This is a genomic window from Teichococcus coralli, from assembly GCF_009829925.1.
Lineage (GTDB): Bacteria > Pseudomonadota > Alphaproteobacteria > Acetobacterales > Acetobacteraceae > Pseudoroseomonas > Pseudoroseomonas coralli.
The window spans coordinates 38796-63917 of the sequence record NZ_SNVJ01000002.1; the positions used below are offsets into that span (position 1 = coordinate 38796).

The window sequence follows — 25122 nt, forward strand, 5'->3', positions numbered from 1 at the left end:
TTGCCGCTCCTTGCCGATCGCCTCCTGCCGGGCAGACCTGACCCGCTGGGGGCCACGTGGGACGGGCTCGGCGTCAACTTCGCCGTGTTCTCCGCACATGCGACGCAGATCGACCTCTGTCTCTTCGACGCCGGGGGGCGGCGTGAGGTGGCGCGCATGCCGCTCCCCGAATGCACGGACGAAGTGTTCCACGGCTATCTGCCCGAGGCGCGGCCCGGCCTGATCTACGGCTATCGCGCCCATGGCCCTTACCAGCCCGAACAGGGGCACCGCTTCAACCCGCACAAGCTGCTGCTCGACCCCTACACGCGACAGCTTCAAGGCGCGTTGCGCTGGTCGGATGCGCTGTTCGGCCACCGCCTCGGTGCCGTGCGCGGCGACCTCACCTACGACCGCCGCGACAGCGCCGCAGCCATGCCGAAATCCGTGGTGGTGGACGACACCTTCAACTGGGGCGACGACCGTCCGCCCGCCGTACCCTGGGACCAGACCGTTATCTACGAGGCGCATCTGCGCGGCCTCACGCTGCTGCGCGAGGACCTGCCGCTGCGTGAATGCGGCACCTTCGCCGCGCTTGCCGCGCCGCCCATGATCGCGCACCTGCAGCGCCTTGGCATCACCGCGGTCGAGTTGATGCCGGTTCAGGCCTTCCTGCAGGACCGCTTCCTGGTCGAGAAAGGGCTGCGCAACTACTGGGGCTACTCGACCCTCGCCTTCTTCGCGCCCGAGCCGGCCTATCTTTCCACCGGCCAGAACGACGAGCTCCGCGTCGCGATCCGCCGCCTGCACGCGGCGGGCATCGAGGTGATCCTGGACGTCGTCTACAACCACACCTGCGAGGGCAGCGAGCTGGGGCCGACCCTCTCCTGGCGCGGGCTGGACAATGCCAGCTACTACCGGCTGTTCCCCGGTCACGAGCGCCAGTTCATCAACGACACGGGATGCGGGAATACGGTCAACCTCTCGCATCCCCGCGTGTTGCAGATGGTGATGGACAGCCTGCGCCATTGGGCCACCGCGTTTCGCGTGGATGGGTTCCGTTTCGACCTCGCCAGCACGCTGGGGCGGGAGGGGACGGGCTTTGACCCCGGCTCAGGCTTTTTCGATGCGATCCGGCAGGATCCGATCCTGTCCCGCCTCAAGCTGATCGCGGAGCCGTGGGATATCGGGCCGGGTGGCTACCAGCTCGGCAACCATCCGCCCGGCTTCGCCGAATGGAACGACCACTACCGCGACGGCGTGCGCCGCTTCTGGCGCGGCGATGCCGGCCGGCGCGCCGACCTCGCCGCGCGGCTTTCCGGCTCTGGCGAGTTGTTCGACCGCCGCCGCCGCCGGCCCTGGGCCTCGGTCAACTTCCTCGCCTCGCATGATGGCTTCACGCTGCAGGACCTCGTCAGCTACCGCGAGAAGCACAACGAGGCGAACGGCGAGGAGAACCGCGACGGCCACGGTGCCAACCACGGCGCCAACTGGGGCGTCGAGGGACCGTCGGACGATCCGGAGGTCAACGCGCTGCGCGAGCAGCTCAAGCGCGCCATGCTGCTGACCCTCTTCGCCTCGCATGGCACGCCGATGCTGCTCGCCGGTGACGAGTTCGGCCGCACCCAGCGCGGCAACAACAACGCCTACTGCCAGGACAACGACATCTCCTGGACGGACTGGTCGCTGCTGGCGAAGCCGGAAGGCGAGGCGCTGGCCCGCTTCGTCGCGCGGGCGGCCGAGCTGCGCCGGCGCCATCCCACCTTGCGCTCCGCCAAGTTCCTGCACGGCCTCACCGAGCCGTTGCCCGACGTGCCGGACGTCGCCTGGTTCGACGAGCACGCCAAGGCGCTGGTCGGCGACGAGTGGCACCACCCCGAGCAGCCGCTGCTGGCGCTGCGCCGCGCCGGCCTCGTGGAAGGCGGCAGGGCCGAGGCCACGCTGCTGCTGGTCAACGGCTCGACGGACGACCGGGTGTTCACGCTTCCCTCGCCCGCCTTTCCCTGGGTCGCCGCGCTTGACAGCGCGGATCCGGAGGCGCCGGTTGTGCCGGTGGGAGGCTCGCGCATCATCGTTTCCGGCCGCTCGGCCCGTCTGCTCGTGGCCGCGCTGCCCCCCAAGGAACCCCCGTCATGAGCCACCGATACGCCTTCGGCGCGCTTCACCTGCCCAACGGCCGCACGCGCTTCCGCCTCTGGGCGCCTGGTCAGCCGGGCGTCGGGCTGGAGCGGCGTGACGCCGGGCCTCTGCCGATGCAGGCCGAGGAGGGAGGCTGGTGGTCGGTCGAGACGGAGGCCGCCCCCGGCACCCGCTATCGCTACGCCCTCGGCAATGGCCCCACCGTGCCCGACCCCGCCAGCCATGCGCAGGATGGCGATGTGGATGGCTGGAGCGTGGTGGTGGACCATGCTGCCTATCCATGGCGCCATACCGGCTGGACGGCGCATCCCTGGCCGCGCAGCGTGGTCTATGAGCTGCATCTCGGCGCCATGGGCGGGACGCGCGGCGTAGAGGAAGATCTGCAGCGGCTCGCCACGCTCGGCGTCAACACGATCGAGATCATGCCGGTGGCCGACTTCGCCGGCAGCTGCAACTGGGGCTATGATGGCGTGCTGCCCTACGCGCCGGACGAGAGCTATGGCACGCCGGACGACCTCAAGGCGCTGGTGGACGCCGCCCATGGCCATGGCATCGCGGTGATGCTGGACGTGGTCTACAACCACTTTGGCCCGGCCGGGAACTACTGGCACAGCATCGCGCCGGACTTCTTCCGCAAGGACATCCACACGCCCTGGGGCGACGCCATCGACTTCCGCGAGAAGCCGGTGCGCGACTTCTTCATCGAGAACGCCATCTACTGGCTCACCGAGTACCGCTTCGACGGGCTGCGGCTCGACGCCGTGCATGCCATCGCCGACGAGACCTTCCTGCACGAGCTGTCGGAGCGCGTGCGCGCCGCGGTTGGCGGCCGCACCGTCTACCTGGTGCTGGAGAACGAGACCAACGACGCCAGCCGGCTGGAGAAGGACTTCGACGCGCAGTGGAACGATGATGTCCACCATTGCCTCCATGTTCTGCTCACCGGTGAGCACGACGCCTATTACGCCGACTACGCCGACGATCCGGCAGGCCGCCTTGCCCGTGCCCTGATGGAAGGCTACGTCTACCAGGGCGAGGCGACGGACAACCACAAGGACGGGCGCGGCAAGCCGAGCGCGCACCTGCCTCCCTCCGCCTTCGTCAATTCCATGCAGACGCATGACCAGGTGGGCAACCGCGCCCTCGGCGAACGCATCGCGGCGCTGGCGCCGATCGGCAATGTCCGCGCCGCGACCCTGCTGTTGCTGCTCGCGCCGCAGGTGCCGATGCTGTTCATGGGGGAGGAATACGCCTCGAAGCGCCCCTTCCTGTTCTTCACCGGCTTTCCCTCGCCTGAACTGGCCAAGGCGGTGCGCGAGGGGCGGCGCAAGGAGTTCGCCCGCTTTCCCGCCTTCGCCGACCCGCACCGGCGCGAGCAGATTCCCGACCCGAACGACCCGAAAACCTTCGCGGCAAGCTGCCTCGACCCGGCCGAGCGGCAGCAGCCGGAGCAGGAGCACATGGAAAGCTTCGTCTCCACCCTGCTGCGGCTGCGGCGGATGCGCCTCGCGCCCCATTACGAGGGAGCGAAGCCGCTCGGCGCCGGCAAGCTCGGCGAGCGTGGGGTGCGGGCGCAGTGGCAACTGGCGGATGGCTCGGTGCTGACCATCGCGGCGCAGTTCGGCGAGCACACGGTGCCCTGCGAGGTCGGCCCCGGCCGGCTGCTGGCGGAATCCCGCACCGGCCTGGAGGATGAACTGCCCGAGCATGGCCTCGCCGCCCGATCCGCCATCGCCTGGCTGCAGCATCCGGACGCCACCGCGTGAGCGAGGAGGCAGATCTCCGCCGGCTGGCACGCGCCACTGGCCTGATGATCGAATGGGAGGACGCCAGCGGCCGGCGCAAGATGGTGGCGCCCGACACGTTGCGCGCCGTACTCGGCGCCCTCGGCTTTCCTGCCGGCAGCGCCGGGCAGGTGCGCGAAAGCCTGCGCACCTGGCACCAAGCGCTGAAAGCGTCCCCGCCGCCGCTCTACACTGCCGCGCCCGGCGCCACGCTGCGCCTGCCCGCCCAGGCCGGGCGCTACCGGCTGACGGCCGAGGACGGCCTCGCCGTCGAGGGCACCGCGACACCTGCCCCGGGCGGTGCCAGGCTCACCGTGCCTGCCCTGCCCGGCTACTACCTGCTGGAGATCGGCAGCGCCCATTTCACCCTCGCCGTGGCGCCGGCGCATGGCCACCGGATCGAGGATGCCTGCCCCGGCGGCCGCGCCTGGGGTCTCGCCGTGCAGCTCTACTCGCTGAAGCGCAGCGGCGACGGCGGCATCGGCGACTACACCGCCCTCCAGTCCTTCGCCGCCGGCGCGGCCGCGCAGGGAGCGGACGCCGTCGCCATCAGCCCGGTGCACGCGCAGTTCACCGCCGACCCTTCGCGCTCCAGCCCCTATGCGCCTTCCAGCCGCCTGCGGCTGGACGTGCGCCATGCCGACGGCGAAACCCTGATGGAGGACGCGCCCCCCTTTCCGCCTGAGCTGAAGGCGGAATGGGCGCGCCTGGAAGCGCTCGACCTCATCGACTGGCCGGCCAGCACGCGCGCCCGCCTCGCGCGGCTGCGCCAGCTTTACGACGCCTTCCTCAGGCTTGCGCCGGACGAGTTGCGCAAGGCCTTCGCCGCGTTTCGCACCGAGGGCGGCACCTCGCTTGAGAACCATGCCCGCTTCGAGGCGCTGCACGCGTCGCAGCTCGCGCAGGATGCCGGCCGCTGGCAGTGGCGAAGCTGGCCGGCGGCGCTGCGCGACCCCGAGAGCGCCGAAGTCGCCGCCTTCGCCGAGGCGCAGGCGGAGGAGGTCGGCTACCATGCCTTCCTGCAATGGCTGGCCGATCGCGGCCTCTCCGGGGCGCAGCAGGCGGCGCGCGAGGGCGGCGCCCGCATCGGCCTGATCGCGGACCTCGCCGTGGGCGTGGATGGCGGCGGCAGCGATGCCTGGGCGCGGCAGACCGAGTTCCTGCCCGGCGTCGAGATCGGCGCGCCGCCCGACATCTTCAACGCCCGCGGGCAGAGCTGGGGCATCACCACCTATTCGCCGCACGGGCTGGTGGCGAACGGCTTCGGCGCCTTCCGCGAGATGCTGGGCGCCGCCTTCCGCAACGCGGGCGGCGTGCGGCTGGACCACGTGCTCGGGCTGCGGCGGCTCTGGCTGGTGCCGCAGGGCGCCTCGCCGGCCGATGGCTGCTACATCCGCTATCCCCAGGAGGACCTGCTGCGCCTGGTGGCGCTGGAATCCCAGCGTGCCCAGGCCATCGCCATCGGGGAAGACCTGGGCACCGTGCCCGAGGGCTTCCGGCCGCAGCTGCAGAGCGCCGGCATCGCGGGGATGCGTGTGATGTGGTTCGAGCAGAGCGGCCGCGGCTTCAAGAACCCGGCGCGCTGGACCCGCGAGGCGGTGTCCATGACCTCCACCCACGACCTGCCGACCGTGGCGGGCTGGTGGCGCGGCCGGGACCTGGAATGGCGCACGAAGCTGGGCAGCACGCTGGAAGGGCAGGAGGAAACCCGCCTTTCCGAGCGGCCGAAGCTCTGGGCGGCCTTTCGCAAGGCGGGGGTGGCGCGCGGGCCAGGGCCGGGACCGGAGGAGGTGGGCAAGGTGGCCGATGCCGCGGCCGCCTATATCGGCCGCGCCCATTGCGAGCTGGCGCTTCTGCCGCTGGAGGATGCGCTCGCGGCCGTGGAGCAACCGAACATGCCCGGCACCGTTGATGAGCACCCGAACTGGCGTCGCCGGCTCGATCCGCCGGTCGAGATGCTGTTCCACGACCCCGCCTTCGAACAGCGCCTGCGCGCCCTGGCGCGGGCGCGGAGAGCCCCCGAATGAGCCCGCCCGCCGCGACCGCGCCGCGTTCCACCTACCGGATCCAGTTCCGCGCCGAGTTCACGCTCGATGACGCGGTGGGCGTCGTGCCCTATCTGGCGCGGCTCGGCGTCAGTCACCTCTATGCCTCGCCGCTGCTGCCGGCGGCGCCGGGCTCGGCCCATGGCTATGACATCGTCGCACATGGCGCGGTGAACCCGGCGCTTGGTGGTGAGCCGGCGCTGCGCCGGCTGGTGGCGGCGCTGCGGCGCGAGGGCATGGGCCTGCTGCTCGACATCGTGCCCAACCACATGGGCGTGGACGGACCGCACAATGCCTGGTGGCAGGACGTGCTCGCCCGTGGCCGCGACAGCGACTACGCCACCTTCTTCGACATCGACTGGGAGAGCGCCGACCCCGCCCTGCGCGGCAAGATGCTCGCCCCCTTTCTCGGCAGGCCCTACGGCGAGGCGCTGGCGGAAGGCGAGCTTTCGCTGGTCGCCGAGGGGCCGACCGGCGTGGCGGTCGCCTATTACGGCAACCGCTTCCCCATCGCGCGCATCGATGCCGAGATGATCCTCGGCGAGGATGACGGCCTCGCCCGCTATGACGCGACCAGCCTGGACGGGCTGGCCCGCCTGCACGCCCTGCTGGAGCGGCAGAACTACCGGCTGGCCTGGTGGCGCACCGCGACGGACGAGATCAACTGGCGCCGCTTCTTCGACGTCACCGGTCTCGCCGGCCTGCGGGCGGAGGAGCCGGCGGTGTTCGACGCCACGCACGAACTGCTGCTCCGCCTCTACGCCGAAGGGCTGATTGACGGCGTGCGCATCGACCATATCGACGGGCTGTCCGACCCGCACGGCTATTGCCGCAAGCTGCGCCGCAGGATGGCCGAGGCGGGCCGCCATCGCCCGGCCGAGGCGCCGGCAGGCCCGCCCTATGTCGTCGTCGAGAAGATCCTGGCGCCCGGCGAGCCGCTGCCGGTCAATTGGAGCACCGACGGCACCACCGGCTACGACTTCATGGACCAGGTCGGCGCCCTGCTGCACGACCCGGCCGGCGAGGCACCGCTTTCCGCGCTCTGGCGGGAAGTCAGCGGCAGTGCCGCGGACTTCCCCACCGAGGAACTGGCCGCCCGCAAGCAGATCCTGCGTGACAGCCTCGCCGCCGAGCTGGACGCCTCCGCCCGTGCGCTGCACCACCTGGCGCGCGGCCATATCCGCTCGCGCGACCTCGCCTTCAACGCCATCCGCCGCGTGCTGGCGGAGTTGCTGCTGCACTTCCCGGTCTACCGCATCTACACCCGTGCCGGACGGCCCAGCCCGGAGGATGCGCGGGTGCTGAAGCAGGCCGCCGACGCCGCCCGCGCCCGGCTGCGCACCACCGACCACCTGGCGTTGACCCATCTGATCTACTGGCTGGCCGAGGAGGACATCCGCCAGCGCCCGCCCGGCGCATCCCGCCGCGACCTGCTGCGCGCCCGCTCCCGCTTTCAGCAGCTTTCCTCCCCGACCGCCGCGAAATCGGTCGAGGACACCGCCTTCTACCGCTACGGCCGGCTGCTTTCGCGCAACGAGGTCGGCTCGCACCCGGGCCAGCTTTCCCTCGCCCCGGAGGAGTTCCACGCCGCCTGCATCGCGCGCGGCGAAACCTACCCGGACGCCCTGCTGGCCACCGCCACGCATGACCACAAGCGTGGCGAGGACCTGCGGATGCGTCTCGCCGTGCTGTCCGAGATGCCGGACGACTGGGCCTCGGCGCTGCGCGGCTTCCTGGCCGAGAGCCGGGATCTCGTGTGCGAGCTGCCCGAAGGCGCGGCCCCCGACGGCGGGGACGCGGCCATGTTCCTGCAGATGATCGTTGCCTCCTGGCCGCTCAGTTTGGCGGTCTCCGACCGTGCAGGCGTGGAGGCCTGGGTCGAGCGGCTGATGGGCTGGCAGCAGAAGGCGATCCGCGAGGCCAAGCGGCGCTCCGGATGGGCCATGCCGGACGAGGCCTATGAGCAGGCCGCCGCCGCCTTCCTTCGCGGCGTGCTCGAACCTGCCAGCCACCCGCAGCTCGCGCGCGGGCTGGAGGCCTTCGCCGCCCGCATCGCTCCGCCCGGCGCGCTGAAGAGCCTCGCCCAGACGGCGCTGCGTCTCACCGTTCCCGGCGTTCCCGACCTCTACCAGGGCACCGAATTCTGGGACCTGTCCCTGGTTGATCCGGATAACCGCCGGCCGGTGGACTACGCGGCCCGCCACGCCGCATTGGAGACGGCGCCCGCCGATCCCGCCATCCTGCTGCGGAACTGGCCGTCGGGCGCGGTGAAGCAGTTCCTGATCCACCGCCTGCTGGAAGCGCGCAACGCCAGCCCGGAACTGTTCCGCCACGGCCGGCTCATCCCGCTGCGGCCGGAAGGCTCCCGGGCCGAAGGGGTCTTGGCCTTCCTGCGGCAGGCCGGCACGGAGGCGCTGCTGGTGGCGGTGCCGATCCGGTCGGTGCCATTGCTCGGGGCGATGCAGGACGGCTTGGCCCTCGCGCCGGATGCCTGGGGCGATACCCGCCTGCCGCTGCCGCCCGAGCTGGCAGGGCGGAGCTGGCGCTGCCTGCTCACCGGGAGCAGTCGGCCAGCCGCCGGCAGCCAGCCATTGAGCGGTGGCTGGCCAATCATCGTGCTGCGGGCCGATTGAGTGCCGGGGCGGGAGCATCGTGCTGGCGCTCCGCCATCCTCCTGCGGAAACCACGCCGCGGGTGACGACTCCCCGTCAGGACCGCCGCAGGGGCTTCGGCCACTCGGCGATCGTCCTTCGACCGCAGGGCTTCCGCGTCCGCAGGAGCGTGAAGCCAGGCGGCCATGAAAACCGCGAGGACCCAAGAATGCGGACCATCTACCTTGCTGCGGCGCTTGCCGGTTTGGCCAGCCTACCCGCTCTCGCACAATCGCCGGCCTCCTCCAGCGTGAGCCAGGCCGGAACGGTCGCCGACCTGACGATCCTGTGCGATCCGCCGGCCAACAGCCCGCGGCGCCTTGAGGCGATCGCCTACTGCCAGGGCTACGTGACGGCCGCGGGCCAGTACCACACCGCGCTGCATCCGGAGGGCGGCGCACGGCCTCCCCTGTTCTGCCTGCCCAACCCCCCGCCGACCGTCGCCCAGTCCGGCCTCGGCTTCGCCGCATGGGCGCGGCAGAACCCGCAGCACAACAGCGAACCGGCCATCGAGGGCCTGCTCCGCTGGATGCAGGCGACCTATCCCTGCCCGCCCTCTAGCACCCCGCAGCGCCCGGCGCGCGGCGGCACAAGCCGCTGAGGGGAGGAACGCAGACCATGATCCGACCCCTTCGCCTCGCCCTTCCGCTCGCCGCGTCCCTGGCGCTCGCCGGCTGCGCCGGGGGCATGAACCCGCAGACCCGGGACATCGTCGGCGGCTCCGCCGGTGGTGCCGCCCTGGGGGGCATCATCGGCTCCTTCACCGGCGATGCCGGCCTGGGGGCGCTGCTTGGCGCCGGCGCCGGCGCGGCCGGCGGCTACATCTACAACCAGTCGCAGGAGCCTTCGCGCGGCTATGGCCGTCCGCCGCCCTATGATGGGCGCAGGCGCTACTGAGGCACCTTCGGTCGTCCGCCTCGTGACCCGGGCCGGGCTGCGGTGACGCCATCCCCGCAGCCCGGCTCAGGGGGTTGCGCGGCCTCAGCCCAGCGCCGCCGCCAGGGAGGCCGCCACCGCCGTCTCCACTCGCAGCGCCGCGTCCAGCGCGGCGCGGCCGGCGCCGCCGTCCACCACGACCGGCGTGCCATCCAGGCAGGCGGCGACGAAAGCCGCCTGCTCCGCCTCCAGGTTGTCGCGGTCCTGCCAGGAAAGCAGCTCGATGCCGTGGCCGGGGATCTGCTCCAGCGGCTCGCCCTGGCCCTTGCGCACCAGCTTCAGCTCGCGGGCCAGGAAGTCCATGCTGGCATAGCCCTCCGTGCCGAAGACGCGCAGCCGGCGCTCCATCTTCAGGCTGGCGCGGCTCGCCGTGATGGTGGCCTGGGCGCCGTTGGCGAAGCGCAGCCGCGCATTGGCGATGTCGGTCCGTTGCGAGGCCACGGCGGCGCCGACCGCCTCCACCGCCACCAGCTCCGAGCGGGCCAGCGAGAGCACGAGGTCGAGGTCGTGGATCATCAGATCCAGTACCACCGAAACGTCGAGGCTGCGCGGGCGGAAGGGTGCGATGCGCACCGCCTCCATGTAGAGCGCGCGGCCCACCCCGGCGCTGCCCTGGAGCGTCGCCATGCCGGCCGAGAACCGCTCGACATGCCCGACCTGCAGCACCCGGCCCGCGGCGGCGGCCTGCGCCACCAGGGCGTCGGCCTGCTCCAGCGTGGCGGCGACCGGCTTCTCCACGAAGACATGGCAGCCCGCCGCCAGCGCCGCCGAGGCGAGCTCGTGATGGAAGGCCGTGGGCGCGGCGACGATCACCGCATCCGCCGCCGCAAGCAGCGCCGGAACATCCCAGACCTTGCAGCCTGCCTCCCCGGCCACCGTTTCGGCGCGCGCCGGGTCGGCGTCGGCCAGGCCCAGGAACTCCACCCGTGGCGCCCTGGCCGCTTTCAGCGTGTGGAAGCGCCCGAAATGACCCGCGCCCAGAACGCCCAGCTTCAGCCGCATCGCTGCCCGCCTCCTCGTTTCTGCCGGAGGGGCGTGTAGCAGAGAGTGGCCGCCCGCGCATGGTGGGTTGCATCGGCGGCGGCGGGGCAGCATTTTCCGCGCCTCAAGCTCGGGGGGGCCTGCTCGGCCATGCTGTATTTCGCGCGGTGGAAGGTTGCCGCGATCCTTGGCGTCATCCTGGCGGGGGTGCTGCTCTCCCTGCCGAACCTGTTCCCGCGCTCGGCCATTCCGTCGTGGCTGCCCGCCCGGCAGGTCTCGCTCGGCCTCGACCTGCGGGGCGGCTCCTACCTGCTGCTGGAGGTGGACCTCGACGCGGTGGTGAAGGAGCGGCTGGAAGGCCTGGCCGATGCGGCCCGGACGAAGCTGCGGCAGGCCAATATCGGCTACCTCAACCTGCAGGCCGATCCGGCGAACAACCGGCTGAGCCTGCGCGTGCGGGACCAGGGCCAGGTGGACGCGGCCATGGCCGCCCTGCGCGAGCTGGCCAACCCGGTGCCGATCGGCGGCGGCGCGACCGCGCCGGACCTGGATCTCGCCGCCGCGCCGGACGGCACCGTCGGCGTGACGCTGAGCGAGGCGGCGCTGCGCGCCCGCGCCGGCAGCGCGGTGGAGCAGTCCCTGGAGATCGTCCGCCGCCGCATCGACGAGACCGGCGTCTCCGAGGCGCTGATCGCGAGGCAGGGCCAGAGCCGCATCCTGGTGCAGCTTCCCGGCGTCGAGGACCCCAACCGGATCAAGGAGCTGCTGGGCCGTACCGCCCGCATGACCTTCCGCCTGCTGGACGAGAACGCCAACATGCAGGCCAGCCTGCCGCCGCCGGGTGTCGAGTTCCTGGAGGGCGAGACGGCGGGCCTGCGCTACCCCGTGCGCCGGCGCATCGAGGTGGATGGCGCCAACCTTTCCGATGCCCGTGCGGCGCGTGACAGCCGCAATGGCGAGTGGGTGGTGAACTTCACCTTCGACTCTGTCGGCACCCGGCGCTTCGCCGACGTGACGCGGCAGAATGTCGGGCAGCGCTTCGCCGTTGTGCTGGACAACAAGGTGATCACCGCCCCCGTCATCCGCGAGCCGATCACCGGCGGCCAGGGGCAGATCAGCGGCAACTTCACCGCCGCCTCGGCGAATGACCTCGCCGTGCTGCTGCGCGCCGGCGCCCTGCCCGCGCCGCTCACCGTGGTGGAGGAGCGCACCGTCGGGCCCGAGCTCGGGGCGGACGCCATCCGCGCCGGCCTGCTCAGCCTGGCCGCCGGCGCCGCCTTCGTGTTCCTCTACATGGGCCTGGCCTACGGGCTGTTCGGCTGGTTCGCCAACCTGGCGCTGCTGGTCAACCTGCTGCTGATGCTGGCCGGACTCTCAGTGCTGGAAGCCACGCTCACCCTGCCCGGCATCGCCGGCATCGTGCTGACGCTGGGCACCGCGCTCGACGCCAACATCCTGATCAACGAGCGCATCCGCGAGGAGACCAAGCTCGGCCGTCCGCCGATCAGCGCGCTGGAGGCGGGCTTCACCAAGGCCTCCGGCACGATCATGGACAGCAACCTGACCAACCTCATCGCCATGGCCTGCCTCTACGGCTTCGGCTCCGGCCCGGTGCGCGGCTTCGCGGTGACGGTGGCGATCGGCACGGTTGTGCAGATGTGGACGGCGACCACCCTGGTCCGCCTCTTCGTCTCCTGGTGGTACCGCGCCCGCCGCCCCAAGACGCTGCCGGTCTGAACGGGAAACGCACGATGATGTTCCTGACGCGCCCCCTGTTCCGGCTGGTGCCGGACAACACCAACATCCCCTTCATGCGCGGCCGCATCCTGGGCGTGACCTTCTCCGCCCTGATCTCGCTGCTTTCGGTCATGCTGGCCTTCTACCCCGGGCTGGAAAAGGGCATCGACTTCCGCGGCGGCATCCTGATGGAGGTCCGCACCCCCGGCCCGGCGGACCTCGCCTCGCTGCGTGGCGCGGTCAGCGCGCTCGAACTCGGCGAGGTCGGCATCCAGCAGTTCGGCGACGCCTCCACGGTGCTGCTGCGCCTGCCCGTGCAGGGCGAGGAAGGCGCCACCCAGACGGCCGTCAACAAGGTGCGGGCCACGCTGGAGCAGGTGGCGCCCGGCGCCCGCCTGCTGCGCACCGAGGCGGTCGGCAACCGCGTCAGCGACGAGCTCTTCGCCGGCAGCCTGCTCGCCCTCGGCATCTCCATGCTGGCGATGATGGCCTATATCTGGTTCCGCTTCGAATGGCAGTTCGCCTTCGGCGCGATCATCACCCTGATCCTGGAGACCACCAAGGTGGTCGGCTTCCTGGCGGTGACGCGCATCGAGTTCAGCCTCACGACGGTGGCGGCGGTGCTGACCATCATCGGCTTCTCGGTGAACGACAAGGTCGTGGTCTATGACCGGATGCGCGAGAACCTGCGCAAGTACAAGACGATGCCGCTGCGCCAGCTGATCGACAAGTCGATCAACGAGACGCTGAACCGCACCATCGGCACCTCCATGACGCTGCTGCTCTCGGCGCTGCCGCTGGCCATCTTCGGGGGCGACGCCTTGTCCGGCTTCGCCTGGACCATGATTTTCGGCATCGTCGCCTCCACCTGGTCCTCCATCTTCATGGCGGCGCCGCTGCTGCTCTTTCTGGGAGAGAACCGCCTGCGGCGCGGTACCGAAGCGATGGCGGCGCCGGCACAGCCCGCCCGCCCGAGCCCCTGACCGCCGCCCTGGGCCACACCTCCCCCGGTTCCTGGCGCATTGGCAGCCGGGCCGGGGGAGATTATAAACCTCTCGGCGATTTGATCGCCTATCCCCATCGCTCTGCGTGTGTTAAATTAAACCAAGGGTTGTTTTCTCACCCCATTGGTCTCAAAACTGATATTTTTTCTTTACAAAGAGCGGACTGGCCGCCTAGACACTGCATCGCAACTTCCCTGCGAGGGGGGAGATGAATGGCTTTGCAGTTCCGACCCATCCCTGGTGACCGAAACGCGGCACTTCTGGTGCTGGCGCACGATCCCGCCATCATCGAGGCCGCACGGCTCGCTGCCGCGCGTCTGCCCAGCGGCCCTCCTCGCCTGGTCGGCTCCGGCCTGGAAGCACTGCGCCACCTCTTCAGCACGGGCGAGACGGCCCGGCAACTGGTCTGCGAACCCTCCGCGGCCGGGGAGATCTGGCCAGCCTTGCGGGCCACGGCCAATGATCCCTTCGGCCCGGCCGGCATTGTTGTGGTCGGCCAGGGCGACGACGGCTTTCTTCGCCGGCTTGGCGGCTCCTCCCTCCCCGAGGCTCTGACCGCCGCCCTGCGCAAGGCTGCGGGTCTGCATCCGCGCGGCCCTGAAGCCGGCCCCGAGGAACTCGCGATCGGGCTGGCGCGCGGCGAGATCACCGTCCGCTATCAGCCGGTGGTCAGCATCGCCGACCGCCGCCCGGTGCTGCTGGAGGGCCTGGCGCGCTGGCACCGGCGGAATGATGCGCCGGTCGGCCCGGACCATTTCGTGCCGCTGGCGGAGCGGAGCGGCCAGGCGCAGGCGCTGGCCATGGCGGTCTCGGCGGCGGCGTTCTCCGAGCTCTCGGCGGCGCCCGCCCGCATTGGTGCGGCTCTGAGCCTCAACCTTCCGCTTGCGGTGCTGCTGGAGCGGGACGTGCTGGGGTGGATGCGCCGCCTCATGCGCCACGCGAACTTCCCCCTCAGTGCCCTCACGCTGGAGCTGACGGAAACCACGCCGGTGCGCGACCGGCCCGCGCTGCGGCGCGCCCTGTGGCGGCTGCAGCGCGCGGGCCTGCCGGTGCTGATCGACGACATGGGCCTGGAAGAGGACCGCGCCGCGCTGCTGGAGCTTCCCTTCGCCGGCATCAAGCTGGACCGGCATCTGGTGGCTGCGATGCCGCACCGGCGCCGGGCGCGCACCGAGGTCGAGCGCCTGACCGAGCTTGCCCATTCGCGGCGGATGAGCGTGACCGCGGAAGGCATCTCCAACGCGCTGCTCTGGCGCGCGGTCGCCGCCGCGGGGGTGGACAACGCCCAGGGCTACGCCGTCAGCCGGCCGCTGCCCGCCGCTGCGCTGTCCGCCTGGGGCATGGCCTGGCGCGGCGGGCTGCATCGTCAGCGCGAGAGGGAATAGGCTTCGCGATAGAGCGCGGCGATCTCGGCCGCATCCGGCACGCGCGGATTGTTGGCCGGGCTGCCCGAAGCAAGCGCCTGCGCCGCCATGGTCGGCAGCGCCGCCTCCCACTCCGCCTCGCCAATGCCGAATCGCTGCGGGCTCGGCACCCCGAGCTCGGCATTCAGCGCCCGCAGTTCCGCCAGCAGCTGCCCAGCCGCGACGGCGTCGGGCGTCGCTTCCTCGGCGAAACCCATGATGCGCGCCGCCTCAGCATAGCGGGCGCGGCCCGCCTCCAGCCCGAAGGCGGTCACCGCCGGCAAGAGCATGGCGTTGGAAAGCCCGTGCGGCACGTGGAAATGCGCGCCGATCGGCCGGCTCATGCCATGCACCAGCGCCACCGAGCTGTTGGAAAAGGCCAGCCCGGCGAGGGTGGCGCCCTGCATCATGCCGGACCGTGCCTCCGCGTCGCGCGGCTCGGCGAAGGCTTTGCGGAGGTTGCGCGCGATCAGCGGCATTGCGGCGCGGGCATAGATGTCGGAGAGCGGCGAGGCGCGTCGCGAGACAAAGGCCTCCAGGGCATGGGTCAGGCTGTCGATGCCGGTGTCGGCGGTGATGCGCGGCGGCACGCTGAACGTCAGCTCGTAGTCCACCACCGCCGCCAGCGGCAGCGCGCCGAGGCCGGCGATCAGCATCTTCTCGTCGTTCGCCGTGTCGGTGATGACGGTGAAGCGGGTGGCCTCGCTGCCGGTGCCGCCGGTGGTGGGAATGCAGATCACCGGCATCGCGCCCCGATCGGCACTGGCGGGCACCTTGAAGTCGCGCATCGCCTGGCCCGGCCCTGCGGCGGCGAGGATCGCCATGGCCTTGGCCGTGTCCATCGGGCTGCCGCCGCCGAAGCCGATCAGGCAGTCGAAATGCTCCTGGCGGAGCAACGCCACGCCGGCGGCGACCACCGTGTCCGTCGGATCCGCCACGGTGTCGGAGAAGGTCTTGGCAGCGATGCCGGCCTCGGCGAGCGGCGCCAGCACGCGGTCGATCATGCCGGACGAGACGATCCAGGGATCGGTGACAACGAGCGGGTGGGTGAGGCCGAACTCACGCAGCAGATGGGGAAGTTGCTGCACCGCGCCACCGCCGATCAGCAGTTTGCGTGGCGCGACAAGGGACAGGATCATGCGTCGTCTCCTCCGGGGCCAATGGCCCTCCAGTTGCTTCCTGGTGCGCGCCTCAGGCTGCACCGTCCGGACCGGGCGTGAAAGGGCGGGGCGGCGGCATGGCCAGGAAAACTCCGCCCGCTCCCCGATGCGGAGTGCCCTGGCGTGAACGCGGCCGCTGGAGGAGGATGCGGATACCATGCTCCTGCTGCTGCAATCCGCGCCGCTTCTGCTGCTGCTCGTCCTGCTGATTTCCGGGCGCGCCGGGCCTGTCGCCGCCTGCCTTGCCGCCCTGGCGGCGAGCCTGCCGGCGGTCTCGCTTACCCTGCCCACGGGTGTCGAGCCGCTCGGCTTCCTGGCCCGGGAAAGTCTTCGCGGCGCCTTTCTCGCCATTCAGCCCATCAGCGTGTTGGCGGGCGGGCTGTTGTTCCATGCCGCCGTGGTAAGGCTGGCACCCACCGGCCTGCCGGCCCAGCCGGCGACGGCACGGCGGGTCTTCGCCGCAACGCTGCTGGGCGGCGCCTTCGTGGAAAGCGTGACAGGCTTCGCGGTGGGCGCCGTCTTCGCCCTGGCGCAACTCCGCCGGATGGGACTTTCCGGCCCGCCGGCGGGAGCACTGGCGCTGCTCGCCCTCGTGCTGGTTCCCTGGGGCGGGCTTGGGCCGGGCACCGCCCTGGGCGCGGCGCTGGTCAGCCTGCCCCCGCAGGGCGTGGCACTGGCGACCGCCTGGCCGCAAGCCGGCTGGCTGCTCTGCCTGGTGGCGGTGGGGTGGCACGTGGCCTCAGCGGCGGGCATGACGGTGCCGGGCCGGGAGAAGCTGGCGCAGCTCGGCCTGATGGCCTCCGTGGTGGTGCTGCTGCTGGCCGCCAATCTCGCCCTGCCCTACGAGGTGGCGGGTATCCTGGCGGCCGGGCTGCCCTTGCTGGCGGTGCTCTGGCGGCTGGACCCGCCACGCGGCGCGCAGGGCTGGCGCCATGCCATGCTCGCGCTCGCCCCTTGGGCAGGGCTGACGCTGGCGCTGCTGCTGGCACGCTCCTGGCACGGCGCGCCGGCGCTGCATCCCTGGTCGGACCTGCCCGGCCTGCCGCTGAACCACGTCGCGGTGGTTCTGTGGAGCGTCGCCACGCTGCTGCTGGCGCTCCGCCCGCGAAGCGCGCTTGTCGCCGCGGGGACGGCGCTCTCGCGAGCGCGCCGCCCGGTGCTGGCCATGCTGCTCTACGTCCTGCTTGGGCGGTGGCTGGCGGGATCGGGAATCGCCAGCGGCCTGGCCACCGCCGCCGCCGGCGCGCTCGGCCCGTTTGCGGCCTATGCGCTGCCGCCGCTTGGCCTCCTCTCCGGCATGGTGACGGGCAGCAATGTCGGCTCCAACGCCGCGCTCATGCCCGTGCAGGCGACGCTGGGGCACACCGCCGGGCTGCCGCTCGTCAACGCTGCCGGCCTGCACAACTTCGCCGGGGCGGCCGGCGCGGGCATGAGCTTCGGCGTCACCGCGATGATCGCCGGGCTGCTGGCGGATGGCACCCGCCCGGCGCAACTCTGGCGGCTGCTGGCACCCTCCATGCTGGCGGTGATGCTTTGCGGCTGGGCGGCGGTGGCCTTTTTCATGGCCTGAAGGCCGCCGCAGGACGCCTCAGCCTGCCCAGCCAGGGCGCCGCTTGTCCCGGAAGGCGGCGAGCCCCTCCTTGCCCTCGGCCGAGGCGCGCTGCATCCAGGATTCGTTCGCCAGTTGCGCCATCTCGCGCGGCGTCATCGCCAGCCCGTTCGCCTCCAGCAGCGAGCGCTTGGTGACGGCGATGGCGCCGGGCGCCGAGAGCATGGTCTCCGCCAGGATCGCCTCCAGCCGCGCCTCGATGGCCTCCGGCACCAGCACCTCGTGCACCAGGCCGATGCGCAGCGCCTCCTCGGCGCCGAAGCGCTCGCCGGTGATGGCGTAGCGGCGCGCCTGCCGCAGCCCCATGGCATGCACCATGTGCGTGGAGATCGGCGTCGGCGCCACGCCTACCCGCACCTCGGTCAGGCCGAAGATTGCCGCCGGGGTGGCGAGCGCCACGTCCACGCAGCAGACCACGCCGCAACCACCGCCGAAGCAGGCCCCCTGGACCACCGCAAAGGTCGGGTGGGGGAACTCGTTCAGCTTGGCCATGGCCTCGGTGGTGGCCATGGAGGCGCGGTAGGCCTGCTCGGGGGCGGCGCCGGCGGCCTGGGCCAGCCAGTCGATGTCGGCGCCGGCCTGGAAGTGCTTGCCGGCACCACGGATCACCAGGGCGCGCAGGCCGGCATCGCCGCGCAGCCGGTCCAGCCCCTCAATGAGGGCGGCCAGCAGCGCGCCGTTGTAGGCGTTGCCGCGCTGCGGCCGGTTGAGCATGACCGTGGCGATGCCGCGGCTGTCGATGTCGAGCAGGACGGGCTGGTCGGACATGCGGTTTCCTTCCCCTGTTTGCTTGCGGGGCCATCCTGGCACGAAGCGCCCGTCCGGGCGACGCCATGCCCTTCATCCGGCGCGCGATCCGTCCTAGTACGAGCGCCAGCGCGTCAAACCGAGGAAGCTCCATGCAGACCCATGGCCACTGGATCGGCGGCAGGTCCGTCGCCGCCGAGCGGCATCTGCCCGTCATCAACCCCTCCGATGGCGGCACCATCGCCCGCATCGCCCGCGGCGGCGCGGCCGAGATCGATGCCGCCGTGCGGGCGGCCGAGGCGGCGCTGGGTGGCGCCTGGGGCCGCATGTCGGCCACCGAGCGCGGCCGCCTGCTGGGCAAGCTGGCGACACTGGTGCAGCGCGACGCCGAGGCGCTGGCCCAGGCGGAAAGCCGGGACGTCGGCAAGCCGATCCGCCAGGCCCGCGCCGACGCCCTCGCCTGCGCCCGCTACTTCGAGTTCTACGGCGGCAGCGCCGACAAGATGCACGGCGACACCATCCCCTATGCCGACGGCATGACGGTGATGACGGTGTGGGAGCCGCATGGCGTCACCGGCCATATCGTGCCCTGGAACTACCCGATGCAGATCGTCGGCCGCTCGGTCGGCGCGGCGCTGGCGATGGGCAATGCCTGCGTGCTGAAGCCGGCGGAGGACGCCTCCCTTTCCTCGCTGATGCTGGCGGAACTGGCCGCCGAGGCGGGCTTCCCCGAAGGCGTGTGGAACGTCGTCACCGGGCTCGGCGAGGAAGCCGGCGCGGCGCTGACGGCGCATCCGGGCATCGCGCATGTCTCCTTCACCGGCAGCCCGGAGGTGGGCACGCTGGTGCAGACGGCGGCGGCGAAGCACACCATTCCCGTCACGCTGGAGCTGGGCGGCAAGAGCCCGCAGCTCGTCTTCCAGGACGCCGACCTCGACGCCGCCGCCACCACGGTGATGAACGGCATCATCCAGAACGCCGGCCAGACCTGCTCGGCGGGCAGCCGCGTGCTGGTGCAGGCGCCGGTCTTCGATCGCTTCGTGGCCGACCTCGCCGCCCGCTTCGGCAAGCTGGAGGCCGGGCCGGCGGAGCGCGACCTCGACCTTGGCCCGGTGGTGAACGCCGAGCAGCAGAAGCGGGTGAACGGCTTCCTCGACTTCGCGCGCAAGGACGGGCTGCGCTTCGCCGGCGAGGGCCGCATCGCCTCCAACGCGCCGGAGAGCGGCTTCTACGTGAAGCCCACGCTGCTGGCCGACGTCGCGCCCGACCACCGGCTCGCGCAGGAGGAGGTGTTCGGCCCCGTGCTCACCGCCATCCGCTTCACCGACGAGGCGGAGGCGCTCGCCATCGCCAACGGCACGCAGTTCGGCCTGGTGGCCGGCGTCTGGACCGCCGATGTGGGCCGCGCCATGCGCCTCTCGCGCGGCATCAAGGTCGGGCAGGTCTTCATCAACAACTACGGCGCCGGCGGCGGCGTGGAGCTGCCCTTCGGCGGCGTGAAGCGCAGCGGCCATGGCCGCGAGAAGGGCTTCGCGGCGCTGGCTGGCTTCGCCTCGCTCAAGACCATCGCCATCAGGCACGGCTGAGGTTCCGTGGGGCGGACGGCGCTGGTCTACCTCGCTGCCGCCCTGGCGGAGATCGGCGGCTGCTTCGCCTTCTGGGCCTGGCTGCGGCTGGGCAAGCCGGCCTGGCTGGCGCTGCCCGGCCTCGCCTCCCTCGCCGCCTTCGCGGCGCTGCTGACCCTGGTGGAAAGCAGCGCCGCCGGCCGCGCCTTCGCCGCCTATGGCGGGGTCTATATCGCGGCGTCGCTGGGCTGGCTCTGGGCGGTAGAGGGCTTGCGCCCCGACCGCTGGGACTTGCTCGGCGGCGCGGTCTGCCTGCTCGGCGCCGGCATCATCCTGCTGGCGCCGCGCAGCGGATGATGATGGCCGCTCGTATCCGGCCCGCGAATTTGGTGGGATTTTCCACGAAGGCCGCGGGCGAGCAGGCCGCTGAAATCAAGGGCGAGTGTCCGGCCCGCGAAGTTCGTCGGTCTACCCACGAAGGCCGCGGACCAGCAGGCCGCTGAAAACAAAGCCTGGTGTCCTGATTTCTAAGTGCGAAGGGCTGCGAGGTCAGGGCCCTAGCGCACCTTCACGTGCCGCGGCAGGTCATCGGCGAGCCGAATCCAGGAAAGCTGGCTCCGCACCCAGGTGTGGTCCTGCGGCGGCACCTTCTCCGGATCGTCCAGGCTGGCGGTGGCGATGTCGATCTCTTCCGGCATGTCCCGGGACTGGTATGTCAAGCTGGTTCCGCAGTCCGGGCAGAAGCCGCGCTCCGCCCGGGCACTGGAGGCGAAGTGGCGCGGCGTGCCGGCGGTGAAGCGCAACCCCGCGGCCGGCACGCTGAACCAGGCGACCAGCGGCGCGCCGCTGCTGCGCCGGCAGTCCCCGCAATGGCAGATCGTTGCGTTGAACGGCTTGCCCTCGGCCTCGTAGCGCACGCGGCCGCAGGCGCATCCTCCCGTCAGCATGGTCCCGGCTCCTCTCTGCATGGCGGCATCAGCCTGGCATGGAACCCGGCGCCGCGCGGCCCGTTTCCTCCAGGCGAGCAGAAACAGGAGAGCACGGATGGCCGAGGACAAGAACCCGAACGCCGACCGCACCGGTACCGAGAAGGTCCATCAGGAGATGGGCACCCCGCCCAATCCCGAGACGCCGCGGCCTCAGGAAGGCAGCAAGCCGGTGGACCAGGAGGCCCAGAAGGACGCGGCCGAGGAGCGCCGCAAGACCGGCGGCTACGAGTGAAGGCAAGGCTGGGGGAATGAATTCCCCCAGACCTCCTTTTTTCCTTCAGTTTCTGCCGTCTTGATTGAGGAGCATGCCGCGAGGTCGTCAGAAGATCAGCGCCCGCGCGGTTCCCTGCCGCCGAGCTTCCTTCGTCACTGCTTGACCGGGGGAAGGCGCGCCAGGAACAGCACGGCGACCAGGAAGGCCAGCAGCAGGCAGCCCCCGACCAGCGCCCCGACGCCGGCCCACCGCCCGGAAGCCCAGGCCAGGCCGCCAAGGACCCCCATCACGCTCGCCCCCATGTAGTAGGCGAAGAGATAGAGCGAGGACGCCTGCGCCTTCGCCGTCAGCGCCCGCCGGCCGACCCATGAGCTGGCGAGGGAGTGGCAGCCGAAGAAGCCGAAGGTGAGCAGCGCCATGCCGAGGATGATCAGCGGCAGCGAGGCCGGCAAGGTCAGCGCCAGACCGGCGAGCATGATCAGCACGGTGGCCCAGAGCATCCGGCGGCGGCCGAAGCGGTCCGCCAGCCCGCCGATGAAGGTCGAGCTGCCGATACCGACCAGATACACCCCGAAGACCATCGCCACCGTGCTGTGCGCCAGTGAGAACGGGGGCGCGAGCAGGCGGAAGCCGACATAGTTGTAGATCGTGACGAAGCTTCCCATGAAGAGGAAGCCTTCCAGGAAAAGCCAGCGCAGGCCGCCATCGCGCAGGTGCACGGCGAAGTTTGTCGCCAGCCCGCTCCAGGAGAGTGGGCGCGGGCGGAAGTGACGTGAATCCGGCAGGCTTTGCCAGAACACCAATGCCGCCGCCACGCCCAGCGCTCCGATGCCGCCGACCGCCCAGTTCCAGCCGCCGAAGTCGAGCAGCAGGCCGGCGAGGATGCGCCCGCTGAGGCCGCCCAGCGCGGTGCCGCTGATGTAGAGGCCCATGGCGAAGCCGCTGGACTGCGGCTCCACCTCCTCCGAGATGAAGGCCATCGCCACCGCCGGCAGCCCGCTGAGCGCCACCCCGAACAGCGCACGCAGCACCAGAAAGCTCTCCCAGCCCGGCGCGAAGGCGGCCGCCACCGTGAGCAGCGCAGAGACGACCACGGAGGCGATCATCACCGGCTTGCGCCCCAGGGCCTCCGAAACCGCACTCGCCACCAGCATGCAGAAAGCCATCACGGCGGTGGGTACGGAGAGCGCGAGGCTGCTCGCGGCGGGGCTGACCCGGAAGGCGGCCGAGAAGGCCGGCAGCAGCGGCTGCGCGCAGTAGAGCAGCGCGAAGGTCGCGAAGCCGGCGCAAACAAAAGCCAGGTTGGTGCGGCGAAAGGCGGCGGTGCCACGCTGGATGTAGGGCGTTGCCTCGGAGGCGGGAGCTGAGTTCATGGCGGGGTCCGGCGAAGGCTATCGCGGCGCAGCATGGCCCATCTTCCCCTCGGCGTCTCGCCAGCGGCTCATCAGGGCTGCTGCCCTGCCCGGGCATGGGCGGTGCCCAGCGCCCTGGATCATCCCTCGTGCGTGGAGAGCGGCGCGGCGACCGACTCCAGCGAGCGCCCTTCCGCGGCGAAGCCCAGCTTCCATTCGGCGAAGGCGGCCAGCACCATCAGCGCGGCGGCCAGCAGGAAGCCGAGCGTGATGTCGGTCCGTTCGCCGCCTTCGATCAGCCAGCCGAACAAGGCCGGACCGGCAACGCCGCCGATCCCCGTGCCGAAGGCGTAGAAAATGGCGATGGCGATGGCGCGCATCTCCAGCGGAAAGCTCTCCCCCACCGTCAGGTAGGCCGCGGAAGCGGCGGGGGAGGCGAAGAAGAAGATCACCGTCCAGGCCAGCGTCTGCTCCCAGGCGTTCAGCCAGCCCTGCTGGAAGGCAAGGCCGGACAGCGCCATCAGGATGCCCGAGATGGCGTAGGTCGCGGTGATCATGGTCCGCCGGCCGATGCTGTCGAAAAAGGGGCCGAGCAGCAGCGGGCCGAGGAGGTTGCCGAGCGCGAAGGGCAGGATGTACCAGCCCACCTCGTTCGCCGGCACGCCCTGGAAGGTGGTCAGGATCAGCGCATAGGTGAAAAAGATGGCGTTGTAGCAGAAGGCCTGGCAGGCCATCAGCGTGACGCCGAGCACGGTGCGCCGGCGCTGGCGGTGCAGCATGACGTGCAGCACCTCCCGCATCGTCGCCTTGCCCCGCCGGCTCAGCCGGACGGGGCCGTATTCCAGCGGCGGCAGGGGACCCTGGCGGGCCTCCACCTGCGCCTCGATCTGCGAGACCACGTGATCGGCCTCGCCGGGCTTGCCATGCGTCATCAGCCAGCGCGGGCTTTCCGGCACCCAACTGCGCAACAGCATGATGACGAAGGCGAGCGCACCACCGACGACAAAGGCGGCACGCCAGCCGATCTCGGGATCGATGATCGCAGGGTCCAGCACCACCAGCGCGGAGAGCGCGCCGATGGCGGCGCCGGCCCAGAAGGTGCCGTTCACGGCCAGATCCACCGTGCCGCGCCGGCGGGCCGGGATCATCTCCTGGATCGCCGAGTTCACCGCCGCGTATTCCCCGCCGATGCCAGCGCCGGTCAGCGCGCGGAAGAAGGCGAAGGACCAGAAGTCCCAGGAGAAGCCGGTGGCGACGCTGGAGATCATGTAGACGATGACGGTGACAAAGAAAATCTTGCGGCGCCCCACCCGGTCGGTGAGCCAGCCGAAGAACAGGGCGCCGAGCACCGCGCCGATCAGGTAGGCCGACGCGGAGAGGCCGACCTGCGTTTCGGAGAGCGCCAGGCTCGGGCTTTCATGGATGGCGCCGGCCAGCGACCCGACCAGCGTGACCTCCAGCCCGTCCAGCGTCCAGGTGATGCCGAGTGCGGCGATGATCAGCCAGTGGAAGCGGTCCCAGGGCAGCCGGTCCATGCGGGCGGGAACGCTGGTCTCGAAAACCTGTGCCGCCGCCTGCTGCCCTTGCCGCATCCCGTTCTCCCCCCTGCCCTGCTCCCGGTGAACGCCAGTCTGGCCCAGGTGTTGCCCATGTTGCAAAGCCGCAGGCCGCTCCCTTAAGAAGGATGCAACGGGGCGCCGGCCATTCCGGCGCCAAGGGGGGAAGACTGACCATGCAGATGCTGCGCCGCACGGTGCTGGCCGCAATCCTGGCCGCCGCGCCCGGGCTCGCCGCCCGAGCCCAGACCGAGATCACCATCCAGCACCCGCTGCCGACGGCGAACAGCCACTACGGCGCGGGGGCGATGGCGTTCAAGGAGACGCTGGAGAAGCTCTCCAACGGCAAGTATCACGTCACCATCCAGCGCAACGATAACGAGCGTGAGATGATCGAGAGCGTGCAGATCGGCACGCTGGACTTCACCATCACCTCCACCGGCCCGGTCGGCAACTTCGTGCCGGAGGTGCGCGCGGTGGACGTGCCCTTCCTGTTCCGCGACTACGCGCATGCACGCGGCGCGCTCGATTCCAAGGTCGGGCAGGACATCCTGGCGAAGTTCCCCTCCAAGGGCCTGATCGGCGTCATCTGGATGGAAAACGGCTTCCGCCACCTGACCAACAGCCGCCACGAGGTGCACAACCCGGCCGACGTGAAGGGCCTCAAGGTGCGCACGATGGAGAACCAGGTGCACATGCGCGCCTTCTCCACCCTCGGCGCGCTGCCGACGCCGATGGCCTTCTCCGAGCTGATCCCCGCCCTGCAGCAGGGCACGGTGGACGGGCAGGAGAATCCGATTCCCGTCATCGTCGCCAACAATATCGACCAGGTGCAGAAGTTCCTGACGCTGACCGGCCACGTGTACTCGCCGGCGCTGCTGATCGGCTCCCCGGCGCTGTGGGGCCGGCTCTCGGACGCCGACAAGGCGATGTTCGTGCAGGCCGCGACGGCCGCGCGCGACGCCAACCGCGCCAAGGTCACGGCCGACGAGCAGAACGGCGTGGCCGAGCTGCGCCGCCGCGGCATGGACGTCACCACCAAGGTCAACACCGAGGAGTTCCAGAAGGCGCTGGCGCCGGCCTTCGCGCAGTATGAGAAGGACCTGGACGCCAACACCCTGCGCCGCCTGCGCGACTGGAAGCCGGCGCAGTAATCCACCCGCTTCTCCCGGCGCGGCCACCGCGCCGGGGCCCGGCCGAACGCCATCCCCGCAGGAGTGACCCTGCCTTGCGCTTCCTCCCCGTGACCGGGGGCGCCGGATGGCGCCCTT

Annotated in this window: 20 protein-coding genes; 14 read left to right on the forward strand and 6 right to left on the reverse strand. The window is 71.1% G+C overall.

Annotated features, from left to right (window positions below; translation table 11 throughout):
* The 6 genes from glgX to E0493_RS02295 all read left to right on the forward strand — a co-directional run bounded on the left by glgX (window position 1) and on the right by E0493_RS02295 (window position 9495).
* Window positions 1-2115, forward strand: coding sequence for a glycogen debranching protein GlgX (gene glgX, locus E0493_RS02270; RefSeq protein ID WP_160935304.1), 2115 nt, complete (start codon window positions 1-3; stop codon window positions 2113-2115).
* Window positions 2112-3884, forward strand: coding sequence for a malto-oligosyltrehalose trehalohydrolase (gene treZ, locus E0493_RS02275; protein ID WP_160935305.1), 1773 nt, complete (start codon window positions 2112-2114; stop codon window positions 3882-3884). Before glgX ends, treZ begins: the two co-directional genes overlap by 4 nt.
* Window positions 3881-5929, forward strand: coding sequence for a 4-alpha-glucanotransferase (gene malQ / locus E0493_RS02280; RefSeq protein WP_367614442.1), 2049 nt, complete (start codon window positions 3881-3883; stop codon window positions 5927-5929). Before treZ ends, malQ begins: the two co-directional genes overlap by 4 nt.
* Window positions 5926-8580 carry a malto-oligosyltrehalose synthase gene (gene treY, locus E0493_RS02285; protein ID WP_160935306.1) on the forward strand — a complete coding sequence of 885 codons (2655 nt, stop codon included), beginning with the start codon at window positions 5926-5928 and terminating at the stop codon, window positions 8578-8580. The genes malQ and treY overlap by 4 nt, the downstream gene beginning before the upstream one ends.
* Before the next feature lie 187 nt (window positions 8581-8767).
* Window positions 8768-9199 carry a Rap1a/Tai family immunity protein gene (locus E0493_RS02290; protein WP_160935307.1) on the forward strand — a complete coding sequence of 144 codons (432 nt, stop codon included), beginning with the start codon at window positions 8768-8770 and terminating at the stop codon, window positions 9197-9199.
* Window positions 9200-9216: 17 nt separating this feature from the next.
* The gene (locus E0493_RS02295; protein WP_202396859.1) at window positions 9217-9495 is read left to right on the forward strand and encodes a glycine zipper domain-containing protein; all 279 of its coding nucleotides are present in this window, start codon (window positions 9217-9219) and stop codon (window positions 9493-9495) included.
* 84 nt (window positions 9496-9579) lie between these two features.
* On the opposite strand, the gene E0493_RS02300 is transcribed toward E0493_RS02295, so the two are convergent.
* Complete coding sequence (locus E0493_RS02300; RefSeq protein ID WP_160935308.1) at window positions 9580-10536, reverse strand: Gfo/Idh/MocA family protein; 957 nt, start codon at window positions 10534-10536, stop codon at window positions 9580-9582.
* 129 nt (window positions 10537-10665) lie between these two features.
* On the opposite strand from E0493_RS02300, the gene secD reads away from it, so the two are divergent.
* From secD to E0493_RS02315, 3 genes are all read left to right on the forward strand, one after another.
* Complete coding sequence (gene secD, locus E0493_RS02305) at window positions 10666-12252, forward strand: protein translocase subunit SecD (RefSeq protein WP_160935309.1); 1587 nt, start codon at window positions 10666-10668, stop codon at window positions 12250-12252.
* A gap of 17 nt (window positions 12253-12269) precedes the next feature.
* On the forward strand, window positions 12270-13235 hold the full coding sequence (gene secF / locus E0493_RS02310; RefSeq protein ID WP_202396883.1) for a protein translocase subunit SecF: 966 nt from the start codon (window positions 12270-12272) through the stop codon (window positions 13233-13235).
* Window positions 13236-13474: 239 nt separating this feature from the next.
* Window positions 13475-14641: an EAL domain-containing protein gene (locus E0493_RS02315; protein WP_160935310.1), complete on the forward strand. Its 1167-nt coding sequence runs from the start codon at window positions 13475-13477 to the stop codon at window positions 14639-14641.
* Here E0493_RS02315 and E0493_RS02320 read toward each other — a convergent pair.
* A complete protein-coding gene (locus E0493_RS02320) occupies window positions 14623-15798 on the reverse strand; it encodes an iron-containing alcohol dehydrogenase (protein ID WP_160935311.1) in 1176 nt (391 codons plus the stop codon). The genes E0493_RS02315 and E0493_RS02320 overlap by 19 nt on opposite strands.
* 178 nt (window positions 15799-15976) lie before the next feature.
* Here E0493_RS02320 and E0493_RS02325 point away from each other — a divergent pair, with 178 nt between their 5' ends.
* Window positions 15977-17389, forward strand: a complete 1413-nt coding sequence (locus E0493_RS02325) for an L-lactate permease (protein WP_160935312.1) — start codon at window positions 15977-15979, stop codon at window positions 17387-17389.
* Window positions 17390-17407: 18 nt separating this feature from the next.
* On the opposite strand, the gene E0493_RS02330 is transcribed toward E0493_RS02325, so the two are convergent.
* On the reverse strand, window positions 17408-18196 hold the full coding sequence (locus tag E0493_RS02330) for an enoyl-CoA hydratase-related protein (RefSeq protein ID WP_160935313.1): 789 nt from the start codon (window positions 18194-18196) through the stop codon (window positions 17408-17410).
* A gap of 131 nt (window positions 18197-18327) precedes the next feature.
* Here E0493_RS02330 and E0493_RS02335 point away from each other — a divergent pair, with 131 nt between their 5' ends.
* Both E0493_RS02335 and E0493_RS02340 read left to right on the forward strand, forming a co-directional pair.
* Window positions 18328-19761, forward strand: coding sequence for an aldehyde dehydrogenase family protein (locus E0493_RS02335; protein ID WP_160935314.1), 1434 nt, complete (start codon window positions 18328-18330; stop codon window positions 19759-19761).
* A gap of 6 nt (window positions 19762-19767) precedes the next feature.
* Window positions 19768-20097 (forward strand): YnfA family protein, encoded by a 330-nt coding sequence (locus E0493_RS02340; RefSeq protein WP_367614443.1) that lies wholly within the window; start codon window positions 19768-19770, stop codon window positions 20095-20097.
* Between the two features lie 200 nt (window positions 20098-20297).
* Here the strand turns inward: E0493_RS02340 and E0493_RS02345 are convergent, their stop codons facing one another.
* Window positions 20298-20687, reverse strand: coding sequence for a GFA family protein (locus tag E0493_RS02345; protein WP_160935315.1), 390 nt, complete (start codon window positions 20685-20687; stop codon window positions 20298-20300).
* A gap of 97 nt (window positions 20688-20784) precedes the next feature.
* Between E0493_RS02345 and E0493_RS02350 the strand changes: the two genes are divergently transcribed.
* On the forward strand, window positions 20785-20961 hold the full coding sequence (locus E0493_RS02350; RefSeq protein ID WP_160935316.1) for a hypothetical protein: 177 nt from the start codon (window positions 20785-20787) through the stop codon (window positions 20959-20961).
* Between the two features lie 134 nt (window positions 20962-21095).
* On the opposite strand, the gene E0493_RS02355 is transcribed toward E0493_RS02350, so the two are convergent.
* Both E0493_RS02355 and E0493_RS02360 read right to left on the reverse strand, forming a co-directional pair.
* On the reverse strand, window positions 21096-22316 hold the full coding sequence (locus tag E0493_RS02355) for an MFS transporter (RefSeq protein ID WP_160935317.1): 1221 nt from the start codon (window positions 22314-22316) through the stop codon (window positions 21096-21098).
* Window positions 22317-22435: 119 nt separating this feature from the next.
* Window positions 22436-23887 (reverse strand): MFS transporter, encoded by a 1452-nt coding sequence (locus E0493_RS02360; protein ID WP_160935318.1) that lies wholly within the window; start codon window positions 23885-23887, stop codon window positions 22436-22438.
* 140 nt (window positions 23888-24027) lie between these two features.
* On the opposite strand from E0493_RS02360, the gene E0493_RS02365 reads away from it, so the two are divergent.
* Window positions 24028-25005: a TRAP transporter substrate-binding protein gene (locus E0493_RS02365; protein ID WP_202396860.1), complete on the forward strand. Its 978-nt coding sequence runs from the start codon at window positions 24028-24030 to the stop codon at window positions 25003-25005.
* Window positions 25006-25122 lie beyond the last annotated feature (117 nt).